Source organism: Stenotrophomonas sp. 704A1, from assembly GCF_030549525.1.
In the GTDB taxonomy this organism is placed as follows: domain Bacteria; phylum Pseudomonadota; class Gammaproteobacteria; order Xanthomonadales; family Xanthomonadaceae; genus Stenotrophomonas; species Stenotrophomonas tuberculopleuritidis.
This window is the reverse complement of the sequence record NZ_CP130831.1, coordinates 3978634-3998094: the sequence shown is the minus strand read 5'-3', so window position 1 is coordinate 3998094 and position 19461 is coordinate 3978634. Positions and strand designations below refer to the sequence as shown.

General features: G+C 68.7%; 14 protein-coding genes. 11 read left to right on the top strand and 3 right to left on the bottom strand.

The window, feature by feature from the left end; genetic code table 11:
* Positions 1-105 precede the first annotated feature (105 nt).
* A complete protein-coding gene (locus Q5Z10_RS18245; protein ID WP_303636769.1) occupies positions 106-1122 on the bottom strand; it encodes a glucokinase family protein in 1017 nt (338 codons plus the stop codon).
* A 386-nt stretch (positions 1123-1508) separates the two neighbouring features.
* Here Q5Z10_RS18245 and Q5Z10_RS18240 point away from each other — a divergent pair, with 386 nt between their 5' ends.
* The 9 genes from Q5Z10_RS18240 (at position 1509) to Q5Z10_RS18200 (ending at position 12439) form a co-directional block, all read left to right on the top strand.
* Positions 1509-2801, top strand: a complete 1293-nt coding sequence (locus tag Q5Z10_RS18240; RefSeq protein ID WP_303636768.1) for a sugar MFS transporter — start codon at positions 1509-1511, stop codon at positions 2799-2801.
* 39 nt (positions 2802-2840) lie between these two features.
* Complete coding sequence (locus tag Q5Z10_RS18235; RefSeq protein ID WP_303636767.1) at positions 2841-3908, top strand: LacI family DNA-binding transcriptional regulator; 1068 nt, start codon at positions 2841-2843, stop codon at positions 3906-3908.
* Between the two features lie 7 nt (positions 3909-3915).
* Positions 3916-4944 carry an SIS domain-containing protein gene (locus Q5Z10_RS18230; RefSeq protein WP_303636766.1) on the top strand — a complete coding sequence of 343 codons (1029 nt, stop codon included), beginning with the start codon at positions 3916-3918 and terminating at the stop codon, positions 4942-4944.
* Positions 4944-6107, top strand: a complete 1164-nt coding sequence (nagA, locus tag Q5Z10_RS18225; RefSeq protein ID WP_303636765.1) for an N-acetylglucosamine-6-phosphate deacetylase — start codon at positions 4944-4946, stop codon at positions 6105-6107. The genes Q5Z10_RS18230 and nagA overlap by 1 nt, the downstream gene beginning before the upstream one ends.
* Complete coding sequence (locus Q5Z10_RS18220) at positions 6107-7174, top strand: acyltransferase family protein (RefSeq protein WP_303636764.1); 1068 nt, start codon at positions 6107-6109, stop codon at positions 7172-7174. The genes nagA and Q5Z10_RS18220 overlap by 1 nt, the downstream gene beginning before the upstream one ends.
* A gap of 236 nt (positions 7175-7410) precedes the next feature.
* Positions 7411-10437, top strand: coding sequence for an autotransporter family protein (locus tag Q5Z10_RS18215; RefSeq protein WP_303636763.1), 3027 nt, complete (start codon positions 7411-7413; stop codon positions 10435-10437).
* A gap of 135 nt (positions 10438-10572) precedes the next feature.
* On the top strand, positions 10573-11619 hold the full coding sequence (locus Q5Z10_RS18210) for a S41 family peptidase (protein WP_303636762.1): 1047 nt from the start codon (positions 10573-10575) through the stop codon (positions 11617-11619).
* Entirely contained in the window at positions 11619-11954 is a 336-nt protein-coding gene (locus Q5Z10_RS18205) for a hypothetical protein (RefSeq protein WP_303639224.1), read from the top strand. Before Q5Z10_RS18210 ends, Q5Z10_RS18205 begins: the two co-directional genes overlap by 1 nt.
* A gap of 50 nt (positions 11955-12004) precedes the next feature.
* Entirely contained in the window at positions 12005-12439 is a 435-nt protein-coding gene (locus Q5Z10_RS18200) for an SseB family protein (RefSeq protein WP_303636761.1), read from the top strand.
* A 35-nt stretch (positions 12440-12474) separates the two neighbouring features.
* Here Q5Z10_RS18200 and Q5Z10_RS18195 read toward each other — a convergent pair whose 3' ends face one another.
* Both Q5Z10_RS18195 and Q5Z10_RS18190 read right to left on the bottom strand, forming a co-directional pair.
* On the bottom strand, positions 12475-13695 hold the full coding sequence (locus tag Q5Z10_RS18195; RefSeq protein ID WP_303636760.1) for a multifunctional CCA addition/repair protein: 1221 nt from the start codon (positions 13693-13695) through the stop codon (positions 12475-12477).
* Between the two features lie 57 nt (positions 13696-13752).
* The gene (locus Q5Z10_RS18190) at positions 13753-15738 is read right to left on the bottom strand and encodes a transglycosylase SLT domain-containing protein (protein ID WP_303636759.1); all 1986 of its coding nucleotides are present in this window, start codon (positions 15736-15738) and stop codon (positions 13753-13755) included.
* Between the two features lie 152 nt (positions 15739-15890).
* Between Q5Z10_RS18190 and Q5Z10_RS18185 the strand changes: the two genes are divergently transcribed.
* Together Q5Z10_RS18185 and Q5Z10_RS18180 are read left to right on the top strand one after the other, a co-directional pair.
* Positions 15891-16298 carry an ExbD/TolR family protein gene (locus Q5Z10_RS18185; protein WP_303636758.1) on the top strand — a complete coding sequence of 136 codons (408 nt, stop codon included), beginning with the start codon at positions 15891-15893 and terminating at the stop codon, positions 16296-16298.
* Between the two features lie 262 nt (positions 16299-16560).
* A complete protein-coding gene (locus Q5Z10_RS18180) occupies positions 16561-19425 on the top strand; it encodes a TonB-dependent receptor plug domain-containing protein (RefSeq protein WP_303636757.1) in 2865 nt (954 codons plus the stop codon).
* The last annotated feature ends 36 nt before the right edge of the window (positions 19426-19461 follow it).

The window sequence follows — 19461 nt, the reverse complement described above, 5'->3', positions numbered from 1 at the left end:
GCGATATTCGATTGCGACTGCGTTGGGGGGCGCGGGCTGGCGATGTCCCGTGCATTGGCGTGCCACGTACTGCGTGCTGCGATTGCGTTGAAGCCGATTGCAGGTTCAGGCGTCGGCGTGGAGCAGGAACCAGCTGGCGGCGCCGATCACGCCCAGCTGCCCGTGCTCGACCACCTTCACCGGGATGCGCGCCAGCGCCTCGCCCATCGGCCCCTTCTGCAGGTAGCGTTCGACGAAGGTGCTGGTGTGCAGGTACTCGCGGATCTGCGGCAGGATGCCGCCGGCCAGGTAGACACCGCCATGGGCGCCATAGAACAGCGCCATGTCGCCGATGGTGCTGCCGAGCAGGCCGCAGAACACATCCAGCGCCTGCCGCGCCAGCGGGTCGGTGCCGGCCATCGCCGCAGCGGTGACCGCATCGGGGCTGGCCAGGGCAGGGGCCTGGTCCTGCAGCGCGCAGACGGCGCGGTACAGGTTCATCAGGCCGGGGCCGGACAGCGCATGTTCGATCGACACGTGCGCGCGGTCGCGCTGCATGTGGCGGACGATGGCCATCTCCAGTTCGGTGCTGGCGGCCAGGGTCGGCTGGCCGGCTTCGGTGGCCAGCACCACCGGGCCGTTGGCGGTCGGGATCCACAGTGCCGCGCCCAGGCCGGTGCCCGGGCCCACCACCAGGGTCGGGCCGCGCGGCGCGCTGTCCGGGCCGCACAGGTGCAGAACGCCACTGGCATCGACCTGCGCGGCGGCGTAGGCCACCGCTTCGAAATCATTGACGATGTGGACCCGCTGCACGCCGACGTCGGCCTCGATCTGCCGTGCCGACAGCGGCCACGGCACGTTGGCGGTGATCACCGTGCCGTCCTCGCGGGCATAGCCGGCGGTGGCGACCACGCAGTGCGCCGGGCGCGCGCCTTCGCCGAGGAAGTCGCTCAGGATCGCGCTGAGGCCGGCGTGGTCGGCATTGCGGTACTTGCGGTAGTCCAGCACCTGCACCGGGTGGGCATCGTCGCCGCTGGCCTGGACCCGGGCGACACGCACATGGGTGCCACCCACGTCGGCCGCCAGGAACGAGGGCGCGACGGGGGACAGGGCATGGGCCGGGGCGGGGTGGCTGGCGGTCACGCGGGCTCCTGCTGCAGGTGGGGCCGGGCCCGGAAAGGGGGCGTGATGGGACCGGCGATTGGGGCGGAGTCTGTAACCGCGTTGACAACGATGTCAACGAGTTCGTGACACTTTCGTTGCTGCGCCGCAGCGAATGCGGAGGGCCGTAAACGTTTACATGACGTGAATGCAGCATCCCGGTCGGAACCCTTGCAGCGAGGGCTTTCAAGGGTGAAGTGCATTCAGCGGAAGCGTCGGGCGGCGGCTTGCGCAGTGCAGCATGCGGTTTCGGCGCCTGCGTTCCGGCGTTGACAAAACGCCCTCGTCCATCGAAAGAATGTGACAACGTTGTTCCCAGCCACTCTCCGACGTCGTGTTCTGCGACCGTCGCCGCAGGAGCCCTCCTGATGTCAGCCGTCCCCGCTGCAAGCGCACGCCCGAACGTGGCCTCGTCCATCGCCATCGTCGGCGTGCTGTTCTTCCTGATCGGCTTCTTCACCTGGCTCAACGGCCCGTTGATCACCTTCGTCAAGCTGGCCTTCGAGCTCAGCGAAGTCGGTGCCTTCCTGGTGCTGATGGTGTTCTACCTGTCCTACTTCTTCCTGGCGTTGCCGGCCTCGTGGATCCTGCGCCGCACCGGCATGAAGAAGGGCCTCAGCCTGAGCCTGCTGGTGATGGCCGGTGGCGCTGCATTGTTCGGCGAGTTCGCCACGCAACGCTGGTACCCCGGTGCGCTCGGCGGGCTGTTCGTGATCGGCAGTGGCCTGGCGCTGCTGCAGACCGCCATCAACCCCTACATCTCCATCCTCGGCCCGATCGAAACCGCAGCGCGGCGCATTGCCCTGATGGGCATCTGCAACAAGATCGCCGGCATCCTGGCCCCGGTGCTGATCGGCACGCTGGTGCTGCACGGCATCGGTGATCTCGATGCGCAGGTGCAGGCCGCCGATGCAGCCACCAAGGCCACGCTGCTGAACGAGTTCGCGGCCAAGATCCATGCGCCCTACCTGGCCATGGCCGCGCTGCTGGTGGTGCTGGCCGTGGCCGTGCTGTTCTCGCCGCTGCCTGAAATCAAGGCCTCCGAGGCCAATGCCACGCCGGCCGGTGCGGCGGGCGCCGCCGAGCGCCGCAGCATCTTCCAGTTCCCGCACCTGTGGCTGGGCGTGCTGTGCCTGTTCGTGTACGTGGGCGTGGAGGTGATGGCCGGCGATGCGATCGGCACCTACGGCCATGGCTTCGACCTGCCGCTGGACCAGACCAAGATGTTCACCTCGTTCACCCTGTTCGCCATGCTGATCGGCTATGTGGTCGGCCTGGCGCTGATCCCGCGGGTGGTCTCGCAGTCGCGCTACCTGACCCTTTCGGCGGTGCTGGGCGTGGTGTTCTGCCTGGGTGCGTTCTTCACCCACGGCTACGTGTCGGTGGCCTTCGTGGCACTGCTGGGCTTTGCCAACGCGATGATGTGGCCGGCGATCTTCCCGCTGGCCATCCGCGGCCTGGGCCGGTTCACCGAAACCGGGTCGGCGCTGCTGGTGATGGGCATCGCCGGCGGCGCGATCATTCCGCAGCTGTTTGCGGTGCTCAAGCAGCACATCGATTTCCAGCTGGTGTTCCTGCTGCTGATGGTGCCCTGCTACCTGTACATCCTGTTCTACTCGGTGGTCGGCCATCGCGCCGGCCTGCCGCAGGACAAGGTCTGATCGGCGATGATGGACGGCAGCCAACCCCAGGAAAAGCCGATGCGCAGAGCGACCATCAAGGACGTTGCCGAGAAGGCCAAGGTCTCGCTGAAGACCGTATCGCGGGTGATCAACAACGAGCCCTCGGTGATGCAGGCCACCCGCGCGCGGGTACTGCGCGCCATTGCCGAACTCGACTACGAACCCGATCCGTCCGCGCGCAACCTGCGCAGCGGTACCACCTTCGTGATCGGTCTGGTGTACGACAACCCCAACCCGTACCACATCATCGGCGTGCAGAACGGCGTGCTCGCAGCCTGCCGCGAAACCGGCTTCGGCCTGCAGATCCACCCGTGCGATTCCAGTTCGCCGCTGCTGGCCGATGAACTGGCCGACTGGGTGCAGCGCTCGCGGCTGGCCGGGCTGGTGCTGACCGCGCCGATGTCCGAGCGCCGCGACCTGATCCAGGCGCTGACCGCGCGTGGCATCAAGCTGGTGCGGATCATCGCCGCCACCGAGGATCCGGCCGATGGCGCCTGCGTCTTCGTCGACGACCGCGAGGCCGCCTACGAGATCACCGAGCACCTGATCCAACTGGGCCACCAGCGCATCGGTTTCCTCTGGGGCGGCATCTCGCACCGTTCCTCGGGCGAGCGCTATGCCGGCTACGAAGCCGCGCTGAAGGACTACGGCATGACCGTGGACAAGCACCTGGTGGTGCAGGGCGACTACACCTTCGACGATGGCTTCCGCGGCGCCCGCCGCCTGCTGGCCCTGCGTGAACCGCCCACCGCCATCTTCGGCTCCAACGATGAAATCGCCGCCGGCGTGCTCGCTGCGGCGAAGTCGGCCGGCATGAACGTGCCCTACGATCTGTCCATCGCCGGCTTCGAGGACAGCCCGTTCTCGCGTCAGTCCTGGCCGCCGCTGACCACCGCCAAGCAGGCCACCGAGGACATCGCCCGTCATGCTGCGCGCCTGCTGATCGCGCAGCTGCGCAGCGATGCCTACGACGATGCCCCGGCAGCGCTGCACAACCAGGGCTTCGTGCCACAGCTGGTGGTGCGCGGGTCGACCGCACCGATGCGCCCGGCCGGCGTACGCCCCCTTCCTTCCGATCCCGCCTGAGCCCGCCATGTCGCTGTCCGACGCTACCGCTACCCTGATGTTCGCCGAGGCCGCCGAAGCGGCCGACGTCGTTGCCCGCCAGTTCGCCCGCAACCACGCGGTGATGGAAACGCTGGCCGCCAGCCTGCGTGCGGCGCCGCCGCCGTTCGTGGTCACCTGCGCACGCGGCAGCTCCGACCACGCCGCCACCTATGGCAAGTACCTGCTGGAAACCCAGCTCGGGCTGGTGGTCGCCTCGGCATCGCCGTCGGTCGGCTCGGTGTACGCCGCACCGCTGCAGCTGCGTGGCGCGCTGTTCCTGGTCATCTCGCAGTCCGGCAAGAGCCCGGATCTGCTGCGCAACGCCGAAGCGGCCAAGGCCGCCGGTGCACGCGTGGTGGCGTTGGTCAACGTCGAGGATTCGCCGCTGGCACAGCTGGCCGATACGGTCATTCCGCTGCACGCCGGCGCCGAGAAGAGCGTGGCGGCCACCAAGAGCTACCTCGCCTCACTGTCGGCGCTGCTGCAGTTGGCCGCTTACTGGAAGCAGGACAGCGCGCTGCGCAATGCGCTGGACCTGCTGCCTGATGCGCTGCGCGACGCCTGGCAATGTGACTGGACCGCACTCACCGATGGCCTGGTGGAGGCCAACAACCTGTTCGTGCTGGGCCGTGGCCTGGGCCTGGGCGCCGCGCAGGAAGCCGCGCTGAAGTTTAAGGAAACCTGCAGCCTGCACGCCGAGGCCTACAGCTCGGCCGAGGTCAAGCACGGACCGATGGCGCTGGTCGACCGCGGTTTCCCGGTGCTGGCCTTCGCCCAACCGGATGAGACCGGCGCCGGCACCCGGGCCGTGGCCGAGGAATTCACCGCGCGCGGGGCACAGGTGTGGCTGGCCGGCGCCGGCGGCAACCTGCCGGTGGCGGCCGCGCCGCACCCGTTGTGCGCACCGCTGCTGACCGTGCAGAGCTTCTATCGCGCGATCAACGCCCTGGCGCTGCGCCGCGGTTTCAACCCGGACCTGCCGCCGCATCTGAACAAGGTCACGGAGACCGTCTGATGGCCACCGCTCCGCGCAAGACGGTGCTGCGCAACGCGCGCGTGCTCACCGGCGACGATTTCCGCGACGACCTCGCGGTGGTGATCGAAGCGGGCCGCATCAGCGCGCTGCTGCCCGACGCCGCACCGCAGCTGGGCGCCGCCGACGAGCAGGTGGATCTGGGCGGCGGCTGGCTGCTGCCCGGCTTCATCGACGTACAGGTCAACGGCGGCGGCGGCGCGCTGTTCAACAATACGCCGGACGTCGCCGCGCTGCGCACGATCGCGCAGGCGCATCGGCGTTTCGGCACCACGGCACTGCTGCCGACCCTGATCAGTGACGACGTGGCGGTGATGCGCGAGGCCATCGCCGCACTGCGCGAAGCGATCGCACAAGGCGTGCCGGGGGTGATCGGCATCCACCTGGAGGGCCCGTACATCGCACCGGCGCGCAAGGGCACCCACGATGCCAGCAAGTTCCGCGTGCCGGACGAGGCGGAGATCGCACTGGCGGCCTCGCTGGACAACGGCGTGACCCTGCTGACCCTGGCGCCGGAGCGCGTGCCGCTGGACACCGTGCGTGCGCTGGTCGAGCGCGGGGTGATCGTCGCGGCCGGGCATACCGCCGGGACCTATGAAGAGATCCGTGCCGGACTGGATGCCGGCGTGCGCGGCTTCACCCATCTGTACAACGCGATGTCGCCGCTGCAGGGCCGTGAGCCGGGGGCGGTGGGGGCCGCGCTGGAAGATCGCGACAGCTGGATCGGCATCATCGTCGATGGCGTTCACGTGCACCCGGCCAGCCTGCGCGTGGCGCTGGCGGCCAAGCCGCGCGGCCGCCTGCTGCTGGTGACCGATGCGATGCCGCCGGTCGGGGCCGACGATCCGAGCTACGTGCTGTATGGCGAAACCATCACCGCCATCGACGGCGTGGTGCGCAATGCCGCCGGGGCACTGGCCGGTTCGGCGCTGGACATGGCCACGGCGGTGCGCAACACCGTGCAGCTGCTCGGCCAGCCGCTGGCCGAAGCCGCGCGCATGGCCTCGACCTACCCGGCGCAGTTCCTCAACGTCGATGACCGCCTGGGCCATATCGCCGAGGGCTACCAGGCCGACCTGGTGCTGCTGGACGACGCCCTGCAGGTGCGCGGCACCTGGATCGCCGGCCAGTACGAGGCCGCCTGATGACCGCTGCGCCGCCACGCCGGCTGGGCTCGATCGACGCCCTGCGCGGCATGACCGTGGCGGCGATGCTGCTGGTCAACAACCCGGGTGACTGGAGTGCGGTGTTCGCGCCGCTGCGCCACGCGGAGTGGCATGGCTGCACGCCCACCGACCTGGTGTTCCCGTTCTTCCTGTTCCTGGTCGGCGTGTCGATGGCCTTCAGTGTGGCACCGCGCGCGCTGGATCCGGCCGCGCGGCCGGCGCTGCTGCGTAGCGTGCTGGAACGCGCATTGCGTATCGCGCTTGCCGGTGTACTGCTGCACCTGCTGGTGTGGTGGGCGCTGCATACGCACCACTTCCGCATCTGGGGCGTGCTGCAGCGGATCGCGGCGTGTGCGGCGCTGGTCGGCGTGCTGGCGGTGTATGCGCGACCGCGCGTGCAGGCGGCCGTGCTGGTCACGCTGCTGGTGGGGTACACCGTGCTGCTGCTGGGCATTGGCGATCTGGCGCCATGGACCAATCCGGCCAGCCGTCTGGATACCACGCTGTTCGCCCCGTGGATCTACCAGTGGCACGCCGATACCGGGCTGGGGCACGACCCGGAAGGATTGCTGAGCACCCTGGGGGCCCTGGCCAGCACCGTGCTCGGCCTGCTGGCCGGTGGCCTGCTGCGCAATGGGCGCGCTGCCGCCCTGGCCGGGCTGGGCGTGGCAACCGCTGTGCTGGGGTTGCTGCTGGCCACCGCGCTGCCGTTGAACAAGCAGCTGTGGACGCCGAGCTATGTGCTGTGGAGCGGTGGCCTGGCAGCGCTGGCACTGTGGCTGGGCCACGTGCTGATCGACCAGAAGGGCTGGCCCGCGCTGGGCCGTCGCTTCGGGGTCAACGCGATCACGGCCTACCTGGGCGCCTCGGTGATCTCGGTGGTGCTGCTGGCGGTGGGTGCCTGGGGGTGGGTCTGGCAACAGCTGGCCGCAGCGATGCCACAGGCGCTGGAGCTGGCCTCGATGCTGCAGGCGTCGGTGTTCGTCGCGCTGTGGTGGGGCGTGGCGTGGTGGCTGGACCGGCGCAGGATCTATCTGAAGATCTGACTGCCTGCGGCGAGGGCTCTTTCCGCAGGGAGGGCTCCGACCCCACAGGTGTCCACCGCTTTCGCCAACGCTGAACCCTTTCAGTCACATAAAACCCAGGTGATGATCGCTGGATTTCACATTAAAACTGTGATGGTTATCGCGTAAATTCACCTGTCGAAACCATTCACCACACGGCAGACTGCCAGCAGTACCGCATATCCGCAGTTCCTGATCCCCCTGTCCAGGAGTGCTGTATGTCCCGTGCCGTCCCGCGTGCGTTCCGACCGCGCCGCCTCACCGTTTCCGTGCTGCAGGTTCTTGCCGTCCCGTCCGCCATGCTGCTGAGCGCCAGTGCCGCCTGGGCGGGCTGTGACTCGGTCGCCCCCGTTGCCGGCCAGACGGTCAGCTGCGTTGCAGCGGCCCCGAATCCGCAGACCGTTCCCATCACCGCCAGCGGCGCGGCCGGCATCACCGTCACTGTCGCCAGCGGTGCGCAGCTGCAGCAGAGCGGCGGCGCAAGCGCCATTGCGCTGCTCGGTGCCGGCGGACACCTGCTGTCCAACCTGGGAACGATCAGTTCGGTCGGCGGCGTGGCAGTGCAGCTCGGTGGCGGCAGCCGGGTGGAGAACGCCGGCAGCATCAGCACCGGCAACAACACCGCGCTGCAGTTCGTGGGTGCCGGCGACAGCGTGCTGGTCAACCGCGGCACCATCAGCGGGCGCACCGGCGTGCAGTTCGGCGCCGGCAATGATCGCCTGGAGATGCTGGCCGGCAGCATCGCGGGCGCCGCGCTGCAGGGCGACGGCAACGACGTGCTGCTGCTCAGCGGCGGCACGATCGACAGCGTCGACCAGGGCACCGGCGACGACCAGATGACCGTCAGCGGCGGCACCGTGACCGGCGTGGTCGCGCAGGGCAGTGGCCGCGACGATTTCGTCATGACCGAGGGCACGATCGGCGCGTTGCAGCAGGGCGACAACATCGACACCTTCCGCATGAGCGGCGGCCGCATCGTCGGCGCGTTCGAAGACGGTGACCAGGCCTGGATGACCGCGGGCCGCATCGGCCGGGTCAACATGAAGCTGGACAAGAACCTGTGGGACCAGTCCGGCGGCACCGTTGACGGCAACGTGGTGACCGGCTTCGACACCGATACCATCATCATCTCCGGCACGGCGTACATCGGCGGCAACATCAGCGTCAGCGGCGGCGCCGACAGCGTCACCATCACCGATGGCACCGTGCGCGGCCAGGTGCTGATGAGCACCGGCGACGACACGTTCACCTGGAGCGGTGGTGGCATCGTCTACGGCGCCATCGACCTGGGTCCGGACAACGACGTGGCCACTCTCAGCAGCCTCAACCAGGGCAACCTCGGTGCGGTGCCGCTGTTCGAGGGGGGCAGCGGCGTGGACCAGCTCAACTTCAACAACATCAAGACGGCGGGCGTCGGTCGCTTCCAGAACTGGGAAGCGATCCGCCTGGCCAACAGCACCGAACTGAGCTTCGACGGCGATCTGGTGCTGGGTGACAGCGCATCCGGTACCGGCTCGCTCAGCGTGGATGACACCAGCACCGTGTATGCCGGCAGCGGTGGCCACGCCATCCGCCCGTTCAACAGCGCCGCTCTCGTGGACATGGTCAACGCCGGGCGCATCGACCTGACCGGCACCGGTGCCGGCGATGTGTTCACCGTACGTGGCAACTACCGTGGCGAGGGTGGCGGCCTGTACCTGCGCACGGTGCTGGGCGCGGACAACTCCAGCAGCGACCGCCTGGTGATCGATGGGGGAACTGCCAGCGGCACCACCGGCATCGGCATCCTCAATGCCGGCGGTAGCGGCGCGGCCACGCTGGCCGATGGCATCCTGGTGGTGCAGGCCCTGAATGGGGGCAGCACCGCTGCGGGCGCGTTCTCGTTGTTCGCCCCGGTCTCCGCCGGCGCCTACGAGTACTTCCTGTTCAAGGGCGGTGTCAGTGCCGGCACCAGCGAGAACTGGTACCTGCGTTCGACCCTGGTGACCGGGCCGACGCCGGCGCCCAACGGCAACGGCAGTGCCACGCCGCCGCCGCTGACACCGCCGGTGGCGCCGCCGCCGCCGATTCCACCGGCTCCGCCGCCGCCGCCGGAGGGCGCCATCGATCCGGACCTGACCGCCGGCGAGACCGCGCCGCCGCCGCCGCCGCCGGAGCCGGCTCCGGTGGCACCGCCCGGTGATCCGGCCGTACCGGATGTCCCGGTGGCCGGGGGCGCGCTGCCCGGCACCGGCACGCCGCCGACACCGGGCGCGCGCCCGGCCGAGGGCGATGTGGTGCCGCTGTACCGGCTGGAGACCGCCGCCTATGCGGTGGCGCCACCGCTGCTGCGCGAAACCTCGCTGGCCAGCCTCGGCACCTTCCATGAGCGGCAGGGCGAACAGCGCCTGCTGTACAACCAGGGCGCGCTGCGCACCGCGTGGGGGCGGCTGGTCGGGCAGAGCAGCGAGATCCACTGGAAGGGCGATGCGCAGCCCGGTTTCGATGGCGACGTGATGGGCATGCAGGCCGGCCTGGATGTGTGGGCGGCCGCTGCCGACAGCCACCGCAACCAGCTGGGTGTGTTCGTCGGCCGCACCCGCGCCCAGGGCAGGACCACCGGCCTCGCGCTGGGGTGGGAGAACGTGCAGGTGGGCCAGAGCCGCCTGGACGACAAGCACGTGGGCCTGTACTGGACGCTGACCGGCACCGCTGGCGCCTACCTCGATGCGGTGGTGATGCAGAGCCGCTACGACGGACGCGCACGCTCGGCGCGTGGCCTCGGCATCGACCTCAAGGGCGACGGCACCAGCGTTTCGCTGGAAGCCGGCAAGCCGCTGCTGCAGTTCGGGCAGTCCGCCTGGTGGCTGGAACCGCAGCTGCAGGTGATCTGGCAGCGCACCTCGCTGGACGATCAGCGCGATGCCGTGTCGACCGTGCGCTTCGACAACGACAACGCCTGGACCGGCCGCGTCGGCCTGCGCCTGGCCGGTGATTACCAGCTGGCCGACAACGGCTGGCAGCCGTATTTCAAGCTGAACTACTGGCATGGCCGCTCGGGCGAGGACCGCATCCTGTTCGACAACGACGCGATCATCAACACGCAGCGCTCGCGCGCGCTGGAGGCCGGTGTCGGCGTGGTCGGTCGTTTCAACCGCACGATCAGCGCCTATGCCGTGGCCGATTACACCCGCGAACTGGGCGGCGACCGCAGCGAGAAGCGCCGCATCATCGAAGGCAACATCGGCCTGCGCGCGGACTGGTAGCGCCGGGCCATGCCCGGCGGCGTGGCGCCTGTGCTGATCTGCCACCGTCGCCATGCCCCGCCCAGCCGGCGTGCGCTGGGCGCTGATGCCGTTCGCCGCTATGCTGCGGCGCTGGACACTGACATGGATGCGTCAATGAATTCCCGCTTCCCCGCGCGCGCGATCCTGGGCGCAGCCCTGCTGCTGGCCTGTGGCAGCCCGGCACTGGCAGCGCCCGCCGAGGCCGTGGAACTGCCTTCTGCCGAAGCGCTCGAACAGATGCTGCACCTGCTGGAAACCCAGTCGCTGTACCGCGACCGCGTGGATTGGAGTGACGTGCGCGCGCGGCTGAGTGCCGCAGCGGATGACCCTGCACAGCAGCGCCGCGTGCTGGATGAGGCGGCCACGCGTAGCAGCGGCGGGCATGGCCGATGGATCTCGCCCAGACAGCAGCAGGCGCGGTCCGCGCGTGCCCAGCGTCTCAATGCCGGGCAGGGCGCAGCGTTGGCAGAATCCCCGAAGGTCGATGCCCGCATTGGCGTGCTCACGGTCGGCCCCTTCGTGGAGGATCTGCAACGCAGCGGGCAGGAGCGTCATGACGCGCGCAGGACCTACGCGTTGGCGCTGCAGCAACGCATCACCGCGTTGGATGACGGCACGCGCTGCGGTTGGGTGGTGGATGTCAGCGGCAACAGCGGCGGCAACATGTGGCCGATGCTGATGGGGCTGCTGCCTTTGTTGCAGGGAACTCCGGATGCGAAGGGGGCGCTGATCGGCGCCTTCCGCAGCGCCGACGGCCTGCAGTGGTGGCGGCAAGGCGAAGGTGAGGTGAGGCAGGACGGCACGCAGGGTCTGCGCTCGCGAGAGGCCGCCTATCGCCTGCGTGCGGGCAGCGCGCCGGTGGCGGTGCTGATCGGTGCGCGCACCGCCAGTTCAGGCGAAGCCGTCGCGTTGGCATTCCGCGGGCAGGCGGGCAGCCGCAGTTTCGGCGAGCCCAGTGCAGGTTTCTCCACCGGCAACCGGCCGACGAAGCTGGTGGATGGCACCACCTTGCTGTTGACCCACAATGTGATGGCAGACCGCAACGGGCGGGGCGACGGTGCCAGCCTGCAGCCGGACCAGACCACCGCCAGCGGACCGGACACCCTGGCCGCCGCCCAGCAGTGGCTGCTGGCCCAGCCCGCCTGCGAGGGCCGCGCATGATGCTGCTGATCGGCCAGCAGGAGCGGGTGGTGGTGGTCGGCCCCACCGAAGCCCACCACTGCCTGCGTTGCCAGACCGAAACCGAGTTCGCCCCACAGCTGCGCTACAGGATGGCGCGCATCGACCTGCTGTTCGGCTTCACCTACCAGCGCCGCTACGAACTGGCCTGCACCCGCTGCGCGCATGGCTGGGTGCTGGATACCGAAAGCATGGACCAGCAGCTGGGCGGGGTGCCGATCCCGTGGCGGCACCGCTTTGGCCTGCCGCTGATGCTGATGGTGGTGGCCGGGCTGGCGGTGGCCGGCTGGATGTGGCGGCACGGTTACGTCGGTTGATGACACGGGCTGTTAAAGTTGCAGCCACCCGCCACACTGCCGGACCCACCATGGACCACGAAACGCCGTTCGAACCCGCCAACGACCTGGAAGTGCGCCTGTTGCAGGCCCAGGACGGAACCCTCACGGCCTCGCAGTTCCTCGACGGCCTGCTGACCGCGCCGGTGTTCGTGCTGCTGGACAAGGCCATCGCTGAAGACGGCGCCTGGGACGAGAGCATTTCGCCGCTGGTGCTGACCAGCGAAAGCGGCGAGCCGATGTTCGCGGTGTTCACGGCGCCTGAGCGCGCCGAGATCTGGCACGAGCAGCTGCCGCAGTTCGCCCATGCGATGCCGATCGCCGTGCACGCGCTGCTGTCGGGCATCGGCGAAGGGGTCGGCCTGGTACTGAACCCCGGCCTGGACGTGGGCATGGAGATGATTCCCGACGCCGTCGCCCAGCTGAAGGAACGCGCTGCGGCGATTACCCGCGGCATGGCGCACTGACCCGGCAGCGGATTTCGGCCAGCGGCCGGCGGCCATCAGCGGGCGGCAGCGATGGCCTTGACCCGTGCCCTGGCCAGCGCTTCACCGATGGCAGGGCCTTTCAGGTGCGTGGTGTCCAGGTCACGCGCCTGCACTGACAGCGCCGCCCGGTGCAGGCGCTTGAGTGTTTCGCCCTGCGGGTAGTCACTGTCCTCGAAACCCAGCCGGCCGCGCTTGTCGGCCTCGCAGCACAGCGCGATGCGTGCCACCCGTTCCGGCCGGCGCAGCGCATCGCAGCGGCCCAGCAGTTCCAGCACGGTCGCATCGCGCAGCTCGTCGATGCGATGCACGTTCAGGTGCTCGCGACAGACCGCCTCGGCCAGCTGCTGGTGCTCGGCGGGAATCTTCAGCCGCGCGCACAGCGCTTTCAGCGGCTTGATGCCGCGCTGCTCATGCATGATGTGGCGCGGCCATTCCTCCGGCGGGGTCAGGCCCTTGCCGAGGTCGTGGGTCAACGCAGCGAAGCCGACCAGATCATCGCCAGGCGCCAGCGTGGCAGCCATGTCGCTGACCATCTCCTGGTGGATGCCGGTATCGACTTCCGGGTGGAATTCCGCGCGCTGCGGCACGCCGTACAACGCTTCCAGTTCCGGCAGGATCGGGCCCAGCGCGTGTGCGTCGTGCAGGGTGCGCAGGAAGGCCGAGGGGCGTTCGCAGACCAGCGCCTTGCGCAGTTCCTGCCAGACGCGTTCGGGCACCAGCGCATCCAGCTCGCCGCTGGCGGCGATGTCGCGCATCAGTGCCATGGTTTCCGGCGCGACGGTAAAACCCAGCGCGGCGAAGCGCGCCATGAAGCGCGCCGCGCGCAGCACGCGCAGCGGGTCTTCGACGAACGCCGGGCCGACGTGGCGCAGTACGCGCTGCTCGATGTCACGCGCGCCGCCATAGGGATCGACCAGCGTACCGGTGTCTTCATCGCAGGCGATGGCGTTGATGGTGAAGTCGCGGCGCTGCAGGTCTTCTTCCAGCGTCACCGCCGGATCGGCATCGACCACGAAGCCGCGATAGCCACGACCGGATTTGCGCTCGGTGCGCGCCAGCGCGTATTCCTCGCCGGTCTCCGGGTGCAGGAATACCGGGAAATCGCGGCCGACGGCGGTGTAGCCCTGCGCTTCCATCTGCGCGGGCGTGGCGCCGACCACCACCCAGTCACGGTCGCCGGCAGGGCGCTGCAGCAGGCGGTCGCGCACGGCGCCGCCGACAAGATAGATCTTCATGGGGGCATGATGACACGGTGGCGCCGGGCATGGCCCGGCGCTACCGATGCAACGCGATCAATCCCCGCCCTGGTCGGCGTCGGCCGCGCAGGTGAAGGCCTTGCGCTTGTCCACCAGGCGGCCCATCAGGCGGTCGCTCAGCGGCAGCGCATCGCCGTTGAGGCGCCAGTCGTAGATCACGCTGAAGGCCAGCACGCGGGCCACGTACTCGCGCGTTTCCTTGTAGCTGATGGTTTCGATCCACAGGTCCGGATCGAAGCCCGGGCGCTGGCTCTGCCAGCGGGCGGTCGGGGTCGGGCCGGCGTTGTAGGCGGCGATGGTCACGTACGGCAGGCCGTCGTACTTGTTCATCAGCTGCCGCAGGTAGGCCGTGCCGATGGCGATGTTGGTGTCCGGGTCGTACAGGCTGTCGGCGCCGCCATAACCGGTCAGGCCGATCGACTTGGCCACGCCGGCACCGGTGGCCGGCAAGACCTGCATCAGGCCCATGGCATTGGCAGGCGAGCGCGCACGCGGCGTAAAGGTGCTCTCGGCGCGGATCTCGGCGGCCACCCAGGCCGGGTCGATCGCGTTGCGCGCCGATTCGCGGCGGATGGTGGCGTCGTGATGCAGCGGGAAGCGCAGATCGTACAGGCGCTGTTCCTGCGGCTGCTTGCCGAGCGCGAACACCGCACGGTCGAACCAGCCGTTGTCCTGCGCCACGCGCACGGCGAGCCGGCGCTGGGTGTCATCGAAGCGCGCCAGCGCGCTGTTCCACTCGGCGACCGCCCAGCCGGTGCGATCGATCTGGTACAGCGCCATCGCGCGCTGGATGGCCGGGTCGCGCGCCACCACCGCCTGCGCCTGCGCGCTGTCGTTGGGCTTCCACGGGCACAGCGTGTAGGGCTGCTGTGCCTTGTCCGCGGCGAGGAAGCCATGGAACGTCGGCGCGCGCGCCGCTTCGCGGAACAAGGCCTGGGCCTGCTGGGCCTGTCCGGTCTTCTCCAGCATGCGGCCTTCGAAATAGCGCCAGCGCGAATCATTGCGCTGGGTCGGGCCCATCTTGCGGATCGCGGCCAGCGTGGCCGGCCAGTCACCGCGCGACATCGCTTCGCGGACGCGCCATTCGTGCAGACGCGCGTCGTAGGCCGAGTCCGGCACGGCATTCAGGCGCCGCGCCGAATCGGGCAGGTAGGACGCCACCGTCCACAACGCGATCTGGTACCGCACCTGGGCCTGCTGTTCGGCGCTGAGGCCGAGCGCCTGCGCGTACTGCGGCAGCTGCTGCTCGGTGGCGCCGGGGTCGGCCTTGGCCAGCTTTTCCAGGCCATCGGTGGCGATGCGCCGGCTGCGTTCACTGCGCGGCCAGTTGAGCGCGCTGGCGTTGGGCTGGTCGACAAAGGCGGCGTAGGTGTTGGCCAGCGCCAGCTCGGCCGCAGGCAGGCCACGTGCGGCCGAACGCATCACCGCCGGTTGCTGGGCATCGGCCGCTGCGTCGATGCGCTCCCAGCGCAGTGCATCGCTCAGGCCGCCCTGCGCCTGCAGTACGGCGAACACGGCATCGCACGCGTCGGGCAGTGATTTGCCGTTCCTGCGCCACAGCTCCTGGGCCTCGCCGATCCACTGCGGATCGAGCTTGCCGGTGGCCTGGCGCGCGGTGAGCTGCGCGCAGCGCAGCCCGAGGTTGTCGGTGGGCGCCCAGTTGGCCAGCAGCGTCGGCCAGTCCTGGCGACGCGCCAGCGACGGCAGCCACGCGCTGCGGAAACTGTTGGCGACGGCCTGGCCCTGGTAGCGCTTCAGGAAGGCCTGCGCCTGTGCGGTATCAACGGTGTCGATGTTGCGCCGCAGATTGGCGTATTCCAGCCAGCCATAGGCGGGGTGGCGGCTGAGCGCAGCGGCCTGGCCGGGATCGAACTGGCCGCGTTCGGCGGCCGCGATGGCGGCCTTCAGCTGCGCGTTCTGGGCATCGAGGGACTGGGCACTGGCGCAGCCGATCAGCAGCGTGGCGGCCAGTGGAAGCAGGGACAGGGCGGTCGAAGATCGTCGGGTCATGCCCAGCAGCATAGCGGGCAGTGGCTGAATTCAGTTTCGCATCGCGTGCACGCGCTACGAGGACAAACGACAGCTGAATGACACCCGCATCGGCCCTGCCGCAGCGGGCGTGACCGGGCGTAAGTTCGGCTTCAGGGCAACCGGCCCTGCACAGGGAGCGGCACATGGCGTTCAGCAGCGCAGGAAGGAGCGGCCCATTGGCGGACATCAATGTCACGCCACTGGTGGATGTGATGCTGGTGTTGTTGATCATCTTCATCGTGACCGCGCCGATGCTGTCGCGGCCGATCACCGTGCAGTTGCCGCAGGCCACCGATCGGGTTGTCGAACGCCCGGAGCCGCCACCGCCGATCGCGCTGCGCCTGGATGCAGGCAACCAGCTGAGCTGGGACGGCCAGCCGATGGCCCTCGGCGATCTGCAGGCGCGGCTGCAGGCGCAGGCCAGCACGCACGCCGGCAACCTGCCGGAGCTGCGCATCAGTACCGATCCAGCGGCCGAATACCAGGGCATGGCGAAGATCCTGGCGGCGGCCGAAGCCACCGGCATGGAACGCATCGCCTTCGTGCAGTGATGGATCCGCCGTGCGGCCTTCCTGCGGGAAGGCCGCATTCCGCCGGGCATGGCCCGGCGCTACCGCAGCGGCAGAGTGTCGTTCGCACATTTCGGTAAATACGCTGCAATTTGACGCTATCGCCTTTCAGATTCGTCAAAAGCGCGTGAATTGGTGTCGGTCATCACGCCATGCCTTTTACCGTTTGTTTACAAAGGAGACGCGGCCGCCGTGCAGAAGGCGGCGCGGCAGTCATCCCGACATTCCTTTGGAGAGAGAGCGAATGAACCACCTGCACCACCGCCCGTTGGCGGTTGCCGTTGCGCTGTGCGTGACCGCCCTGGCACCGTTGGGCGCTGCGGCCCAATCCACGACCACCGACCTTGACCGCGTTGAAGTCACCGGCACCCGCATCAAGCGCGCTGAAGTTGAAGGCCAGGTACCGGTCCAGACCCTCAACCGCGCCGATATCGAGCGCACCGGCCTGACCTCCATCGGTGAGGTGCTGCAGCAGTTGACCGGTTCGGGTTCGGCGCTGAACGCCAAGTTCAACTCGTCCGGCAACTTCGGCTTCCCGCCGGACGGCAGCGGTGTCGGTGCCGGCTCGGCGCAGGTCGACCTGCGCCACCTCGGTGCCAAGCGCGTGCTGGTGCTGGTCGACGGCATCCGCTGGGTCAACGAGTCATCCGCATCGGGCGTCGGTGCGGCGACCGACCTCAACACCATCCCGCTGGCCATCGTCGAACGCATCGAGGTGCTGGAAGACGGCGCATCGTCGCTGTACGGCTCCGATGCCATCGCCGGCGTGGTCAACATCATCACCCGCCGCGACTTCGATGGCGGCCAGGTGACCCTGAACTACGGGGAGTACAGCAAGGGCGACGGCACGCAGAAGGGCGTGGACCTGGCGTGGGGCAAGAGTGGCGATCGCTACAGCCTGTTCCTCGGTGCCAGCTGGACCAAGCAGGACCCGGTGTTCGCCCGCGACCGCGAGCAGTCGCGCTTCCCGATCCCGGGGACCGGCCTGGCCTTCGGCAGCGGCGGCATTCCGCAGGGGCGTTTCGCCTTCGTCGATCCCAACACCGGTGCCGAGCAGGACATCGTGCCCAACACCGGCGTGAGCAGCCCGCGTTACGACGGCAGCGCCGGCTGCAACCGCACCGATGACTACCACTGCTTCACCAGTGCCGACCGCTTCAACTTCGCCGAATACAACATGGTGCTGACGCCGTCCGAGCGCAAAGGCCTGTTCGGCCAGTTCCGCTTCGACATCACCGACAACGTGCAGTGGTACGTCAAGGCGCTGGGCAACCGCCGCGAATCGACCAACCAGGCCGGTCCCGAGCCGTTGTTCTTCGGCCCCGATGGCGCTACCGGCAATCCACTGGCCGACAACATCGTGGTCTCCGCGCTGAACCCGTACAACCCGTTCGGCTTCGACCTGGTGTCGTCGGGCAACATGAGCCTGATCGGCCGGCGCCCGGTGGAGGGGGGCGCGCGCGTGTTCGAACAGGAGGTCAACACCACCTACTTCGCCACCGGCCTGGTCGGCAATTTCCAGGCGGCGGACCGCAGCTGGTACTGGGACGTCAACGGCATGTACAGCAAGAACAAGGCCGAACAGACCAACTACGGCAGCTACAACATCTTCAACGTGAACATGGCGCTGGGTGACCCGGCGGTGTGTGCGGCCACGCCGGGCTGCGTACCACTGAACATCTTCGGCGGCGCAGGTTCGATCACCCCGGACATGCTGCGCTGGATCCAGCCGGTGGTGCGTGACCGCAGCCAGAACGAGCTGAGCCTGTTCACCGCCAACCTGTCCAGCGACCTGTTCACCCTGCCGGCCGGCCCGGTGTCCTTCGCCACCGGCTACGAGTACCGCAAGTACGAAGGGTGGTACCAGCCCGATCCGCTCACCGTGATCGGCCATTACAACGGCGTGCCGTCGCAGCCCACCTCGGGCTCCTACGACGTCAATGAAGCCTACCTGGAGCTGAGCGTGCCGATCTTCGCCGACTCGGCGCTGGGCAAGAAGCTGGACCTGAGCCTGGCCGGGCGCTATTCGGACTACTCGACCTTCGGCGGCGAGTTCACGCCCAAGTACGGCCTGCGCTGGCAGGTGACCGATGACTTCGTGCTGCGCACCACCTATGCCGAAGGCTTCCGTGCACCGTCGATCGGCGAGCTGTACGGCTCGGCTGCGCGCGCCGATCTGCAGTTGTTCGATCCGTGCTCGATCGGCCTCGGTGGCACCGCGCCGCGCGGCAGTGCCGCCAACTGCGCTGCACTGGGCGTGCCAGCGGGCTTCCAGCAGGCCAACTCGCAGATCTCGGTGACCACCGGCGGCAACCGCGAGCTGGAGCCGGAGCGGTCGCGCAGCTTCAGTGCCGGTTTCGTGTGGAGCCCGTGGTTCGGCAACGATACCTCCTGGTCGGAGCGCTTCGACGTGGAAGTGACGTTCTACCGCCACAACATCGATGGTGCGATCCAGGCGATCAACGCGCAGACCCAGCTGGACCTGTGCGTGGATACGCTTGACCCGATCTACTGCGAGGGCATCACCCGTGCCAGCACCGGTGCGGTCAGCAGCTTCAACAACCGCCTGACCAACCTCGGCTCGATCAAGACCGATGGCTGGGACGTGGATCTGTTCTGGACGCTGCCGCAGAGTTCGATCGGCCAGTTCAAGCTGGGCTGGAAGAACACCTTCGTCGGCCGCTACGAGGCCACCGGTGCGGCCGGGCAACGGCAGCCGCAGGAGCCGGGCGTGGAAGTGGCCGACAGCTCGATCCCGGAATGGACCAGCAATGCCAGCATCGGCTGGACGCTGGACAACTGGAGCGCGAACTGGACGGTGCGGCACATCTCCGAGCTGACCGAGGAATGCGGAGATGCGGTGGCGTTCCCGGTGTGCAGCAACCAGACGGCTGGCACCAACACGCTGTCGGCCACCACCTTCCACGACCTGCAGGTGGGCTACAAGATCGACTGGATGAAGGGCCTGCAGCTGACGGCAGGCCTGAACAACGTGTTCGACAAGGACCCGCCGATCTGCCTGTCGTGCTCGTTGAACGGCTACGACGCCTCGACCTACGACATCCCGCGTGGGCGCTACTGGTACCTGCGCGCGGACCTGCGGTTCTGACGAAGGACGGCGCCGGGTTCAGCCCGGCGCCGTTGT

Bases quoted from the DNA above. Each gene is read 5' to 3' on its own strand.
- Q5Z10_RS18240 (WP_303636768.1), top strand. From the start codon at position 1,509: ATGTCAGCCGTCCCCGCTGCAAGCGCACGCCCGAACGTGGCCTCGTCC.
- Q5Z10_RS18235 (WP_303636767.1), top strand. From the start codon at position 2,841: ATGCGCAGAGCGACCATCAAGGACGTTGCCGAGAAGGCCAAGGTCTCG.
- Q5Z10_RS18230 (WP_303636766.1), top strand. From the start codon at position 3,916: ATGTCGCTGTCCGACGCTACCGCTACCCTGATGTTCGCCGAGGCCGCC.
- nagA (WP_303636765.1), top strand. From the start codon at position 4,944: ATGGCCACCGCTCCGCGCAAGACGGTGCTGCGCAACGCGCGCGTGCTC.
- Q5Z10_RS18220 (WP_303636764.1), top strand. From the start codon at position 6,107: ATGACCGCTGCGCCGCCACGCCGGCTGGGCTCGATCGACGCCCTGCGC.
- Q5Z10_RS18215 (WP_303636763.1), top strand. From the start codon at position 7,411: ATGTCCCGTGCCGTCCCGCGTGCGTTCCGACCGCGCCGCCTCACCGTT.
- Q5Z10_RS18210 (WP_303636762.1), top strand. From the start codon at position 10,573: ATGAATTCCCGCTTCCCCGCGCGCGCGATCCTGGGCGCAGCCCTGCTG.
- Q5Z10_RS18205 (WP_303639224.1), top strand. From the start codon at position 11,619: ATGCTGCTGATCGGCCAGCAGGAGCGGGTGGTGGTGGTCGGCCCCACC.
- Q5Z10_RS18200 (WP_303636761.1), top strand. From the start codon at position 12,005: ATGGACCACGAAACGCCGTTCGAACCCGCCAACGACCTGGAAGTGCGC.
- Q5Z10_RS18195 (WP_303636760.1), bottom strand. From the start codon at position 13,695: ATGAAGATCTATCTTGTCGGCGGCGCCGTGCGCGACCGCCTGCTGCAG.
- Q5Z10_RS18190 (WP_303636759.1), bottom strand. From the start codon at position 15,738: ATGCTGCTGGGCATGACCCGACGATCTTCGACCGCCCTGTCCCTGCTT.
- Q5Z10_RS18185 (WP_303636758.1), top strand. From the start codon at position 15,891: ATGGCGTTCAGCAGCGCAGGAAGGAGCGGCCCATTGGCGGACATCAAT.
- Q5Z10_RS18180 (WP_303636757.1), top strand. From the start codon at position 16,561: ATGAACCACCTGCACCACCGCCCGTTGGCGGTTGCCGTTGCGCTGTGC.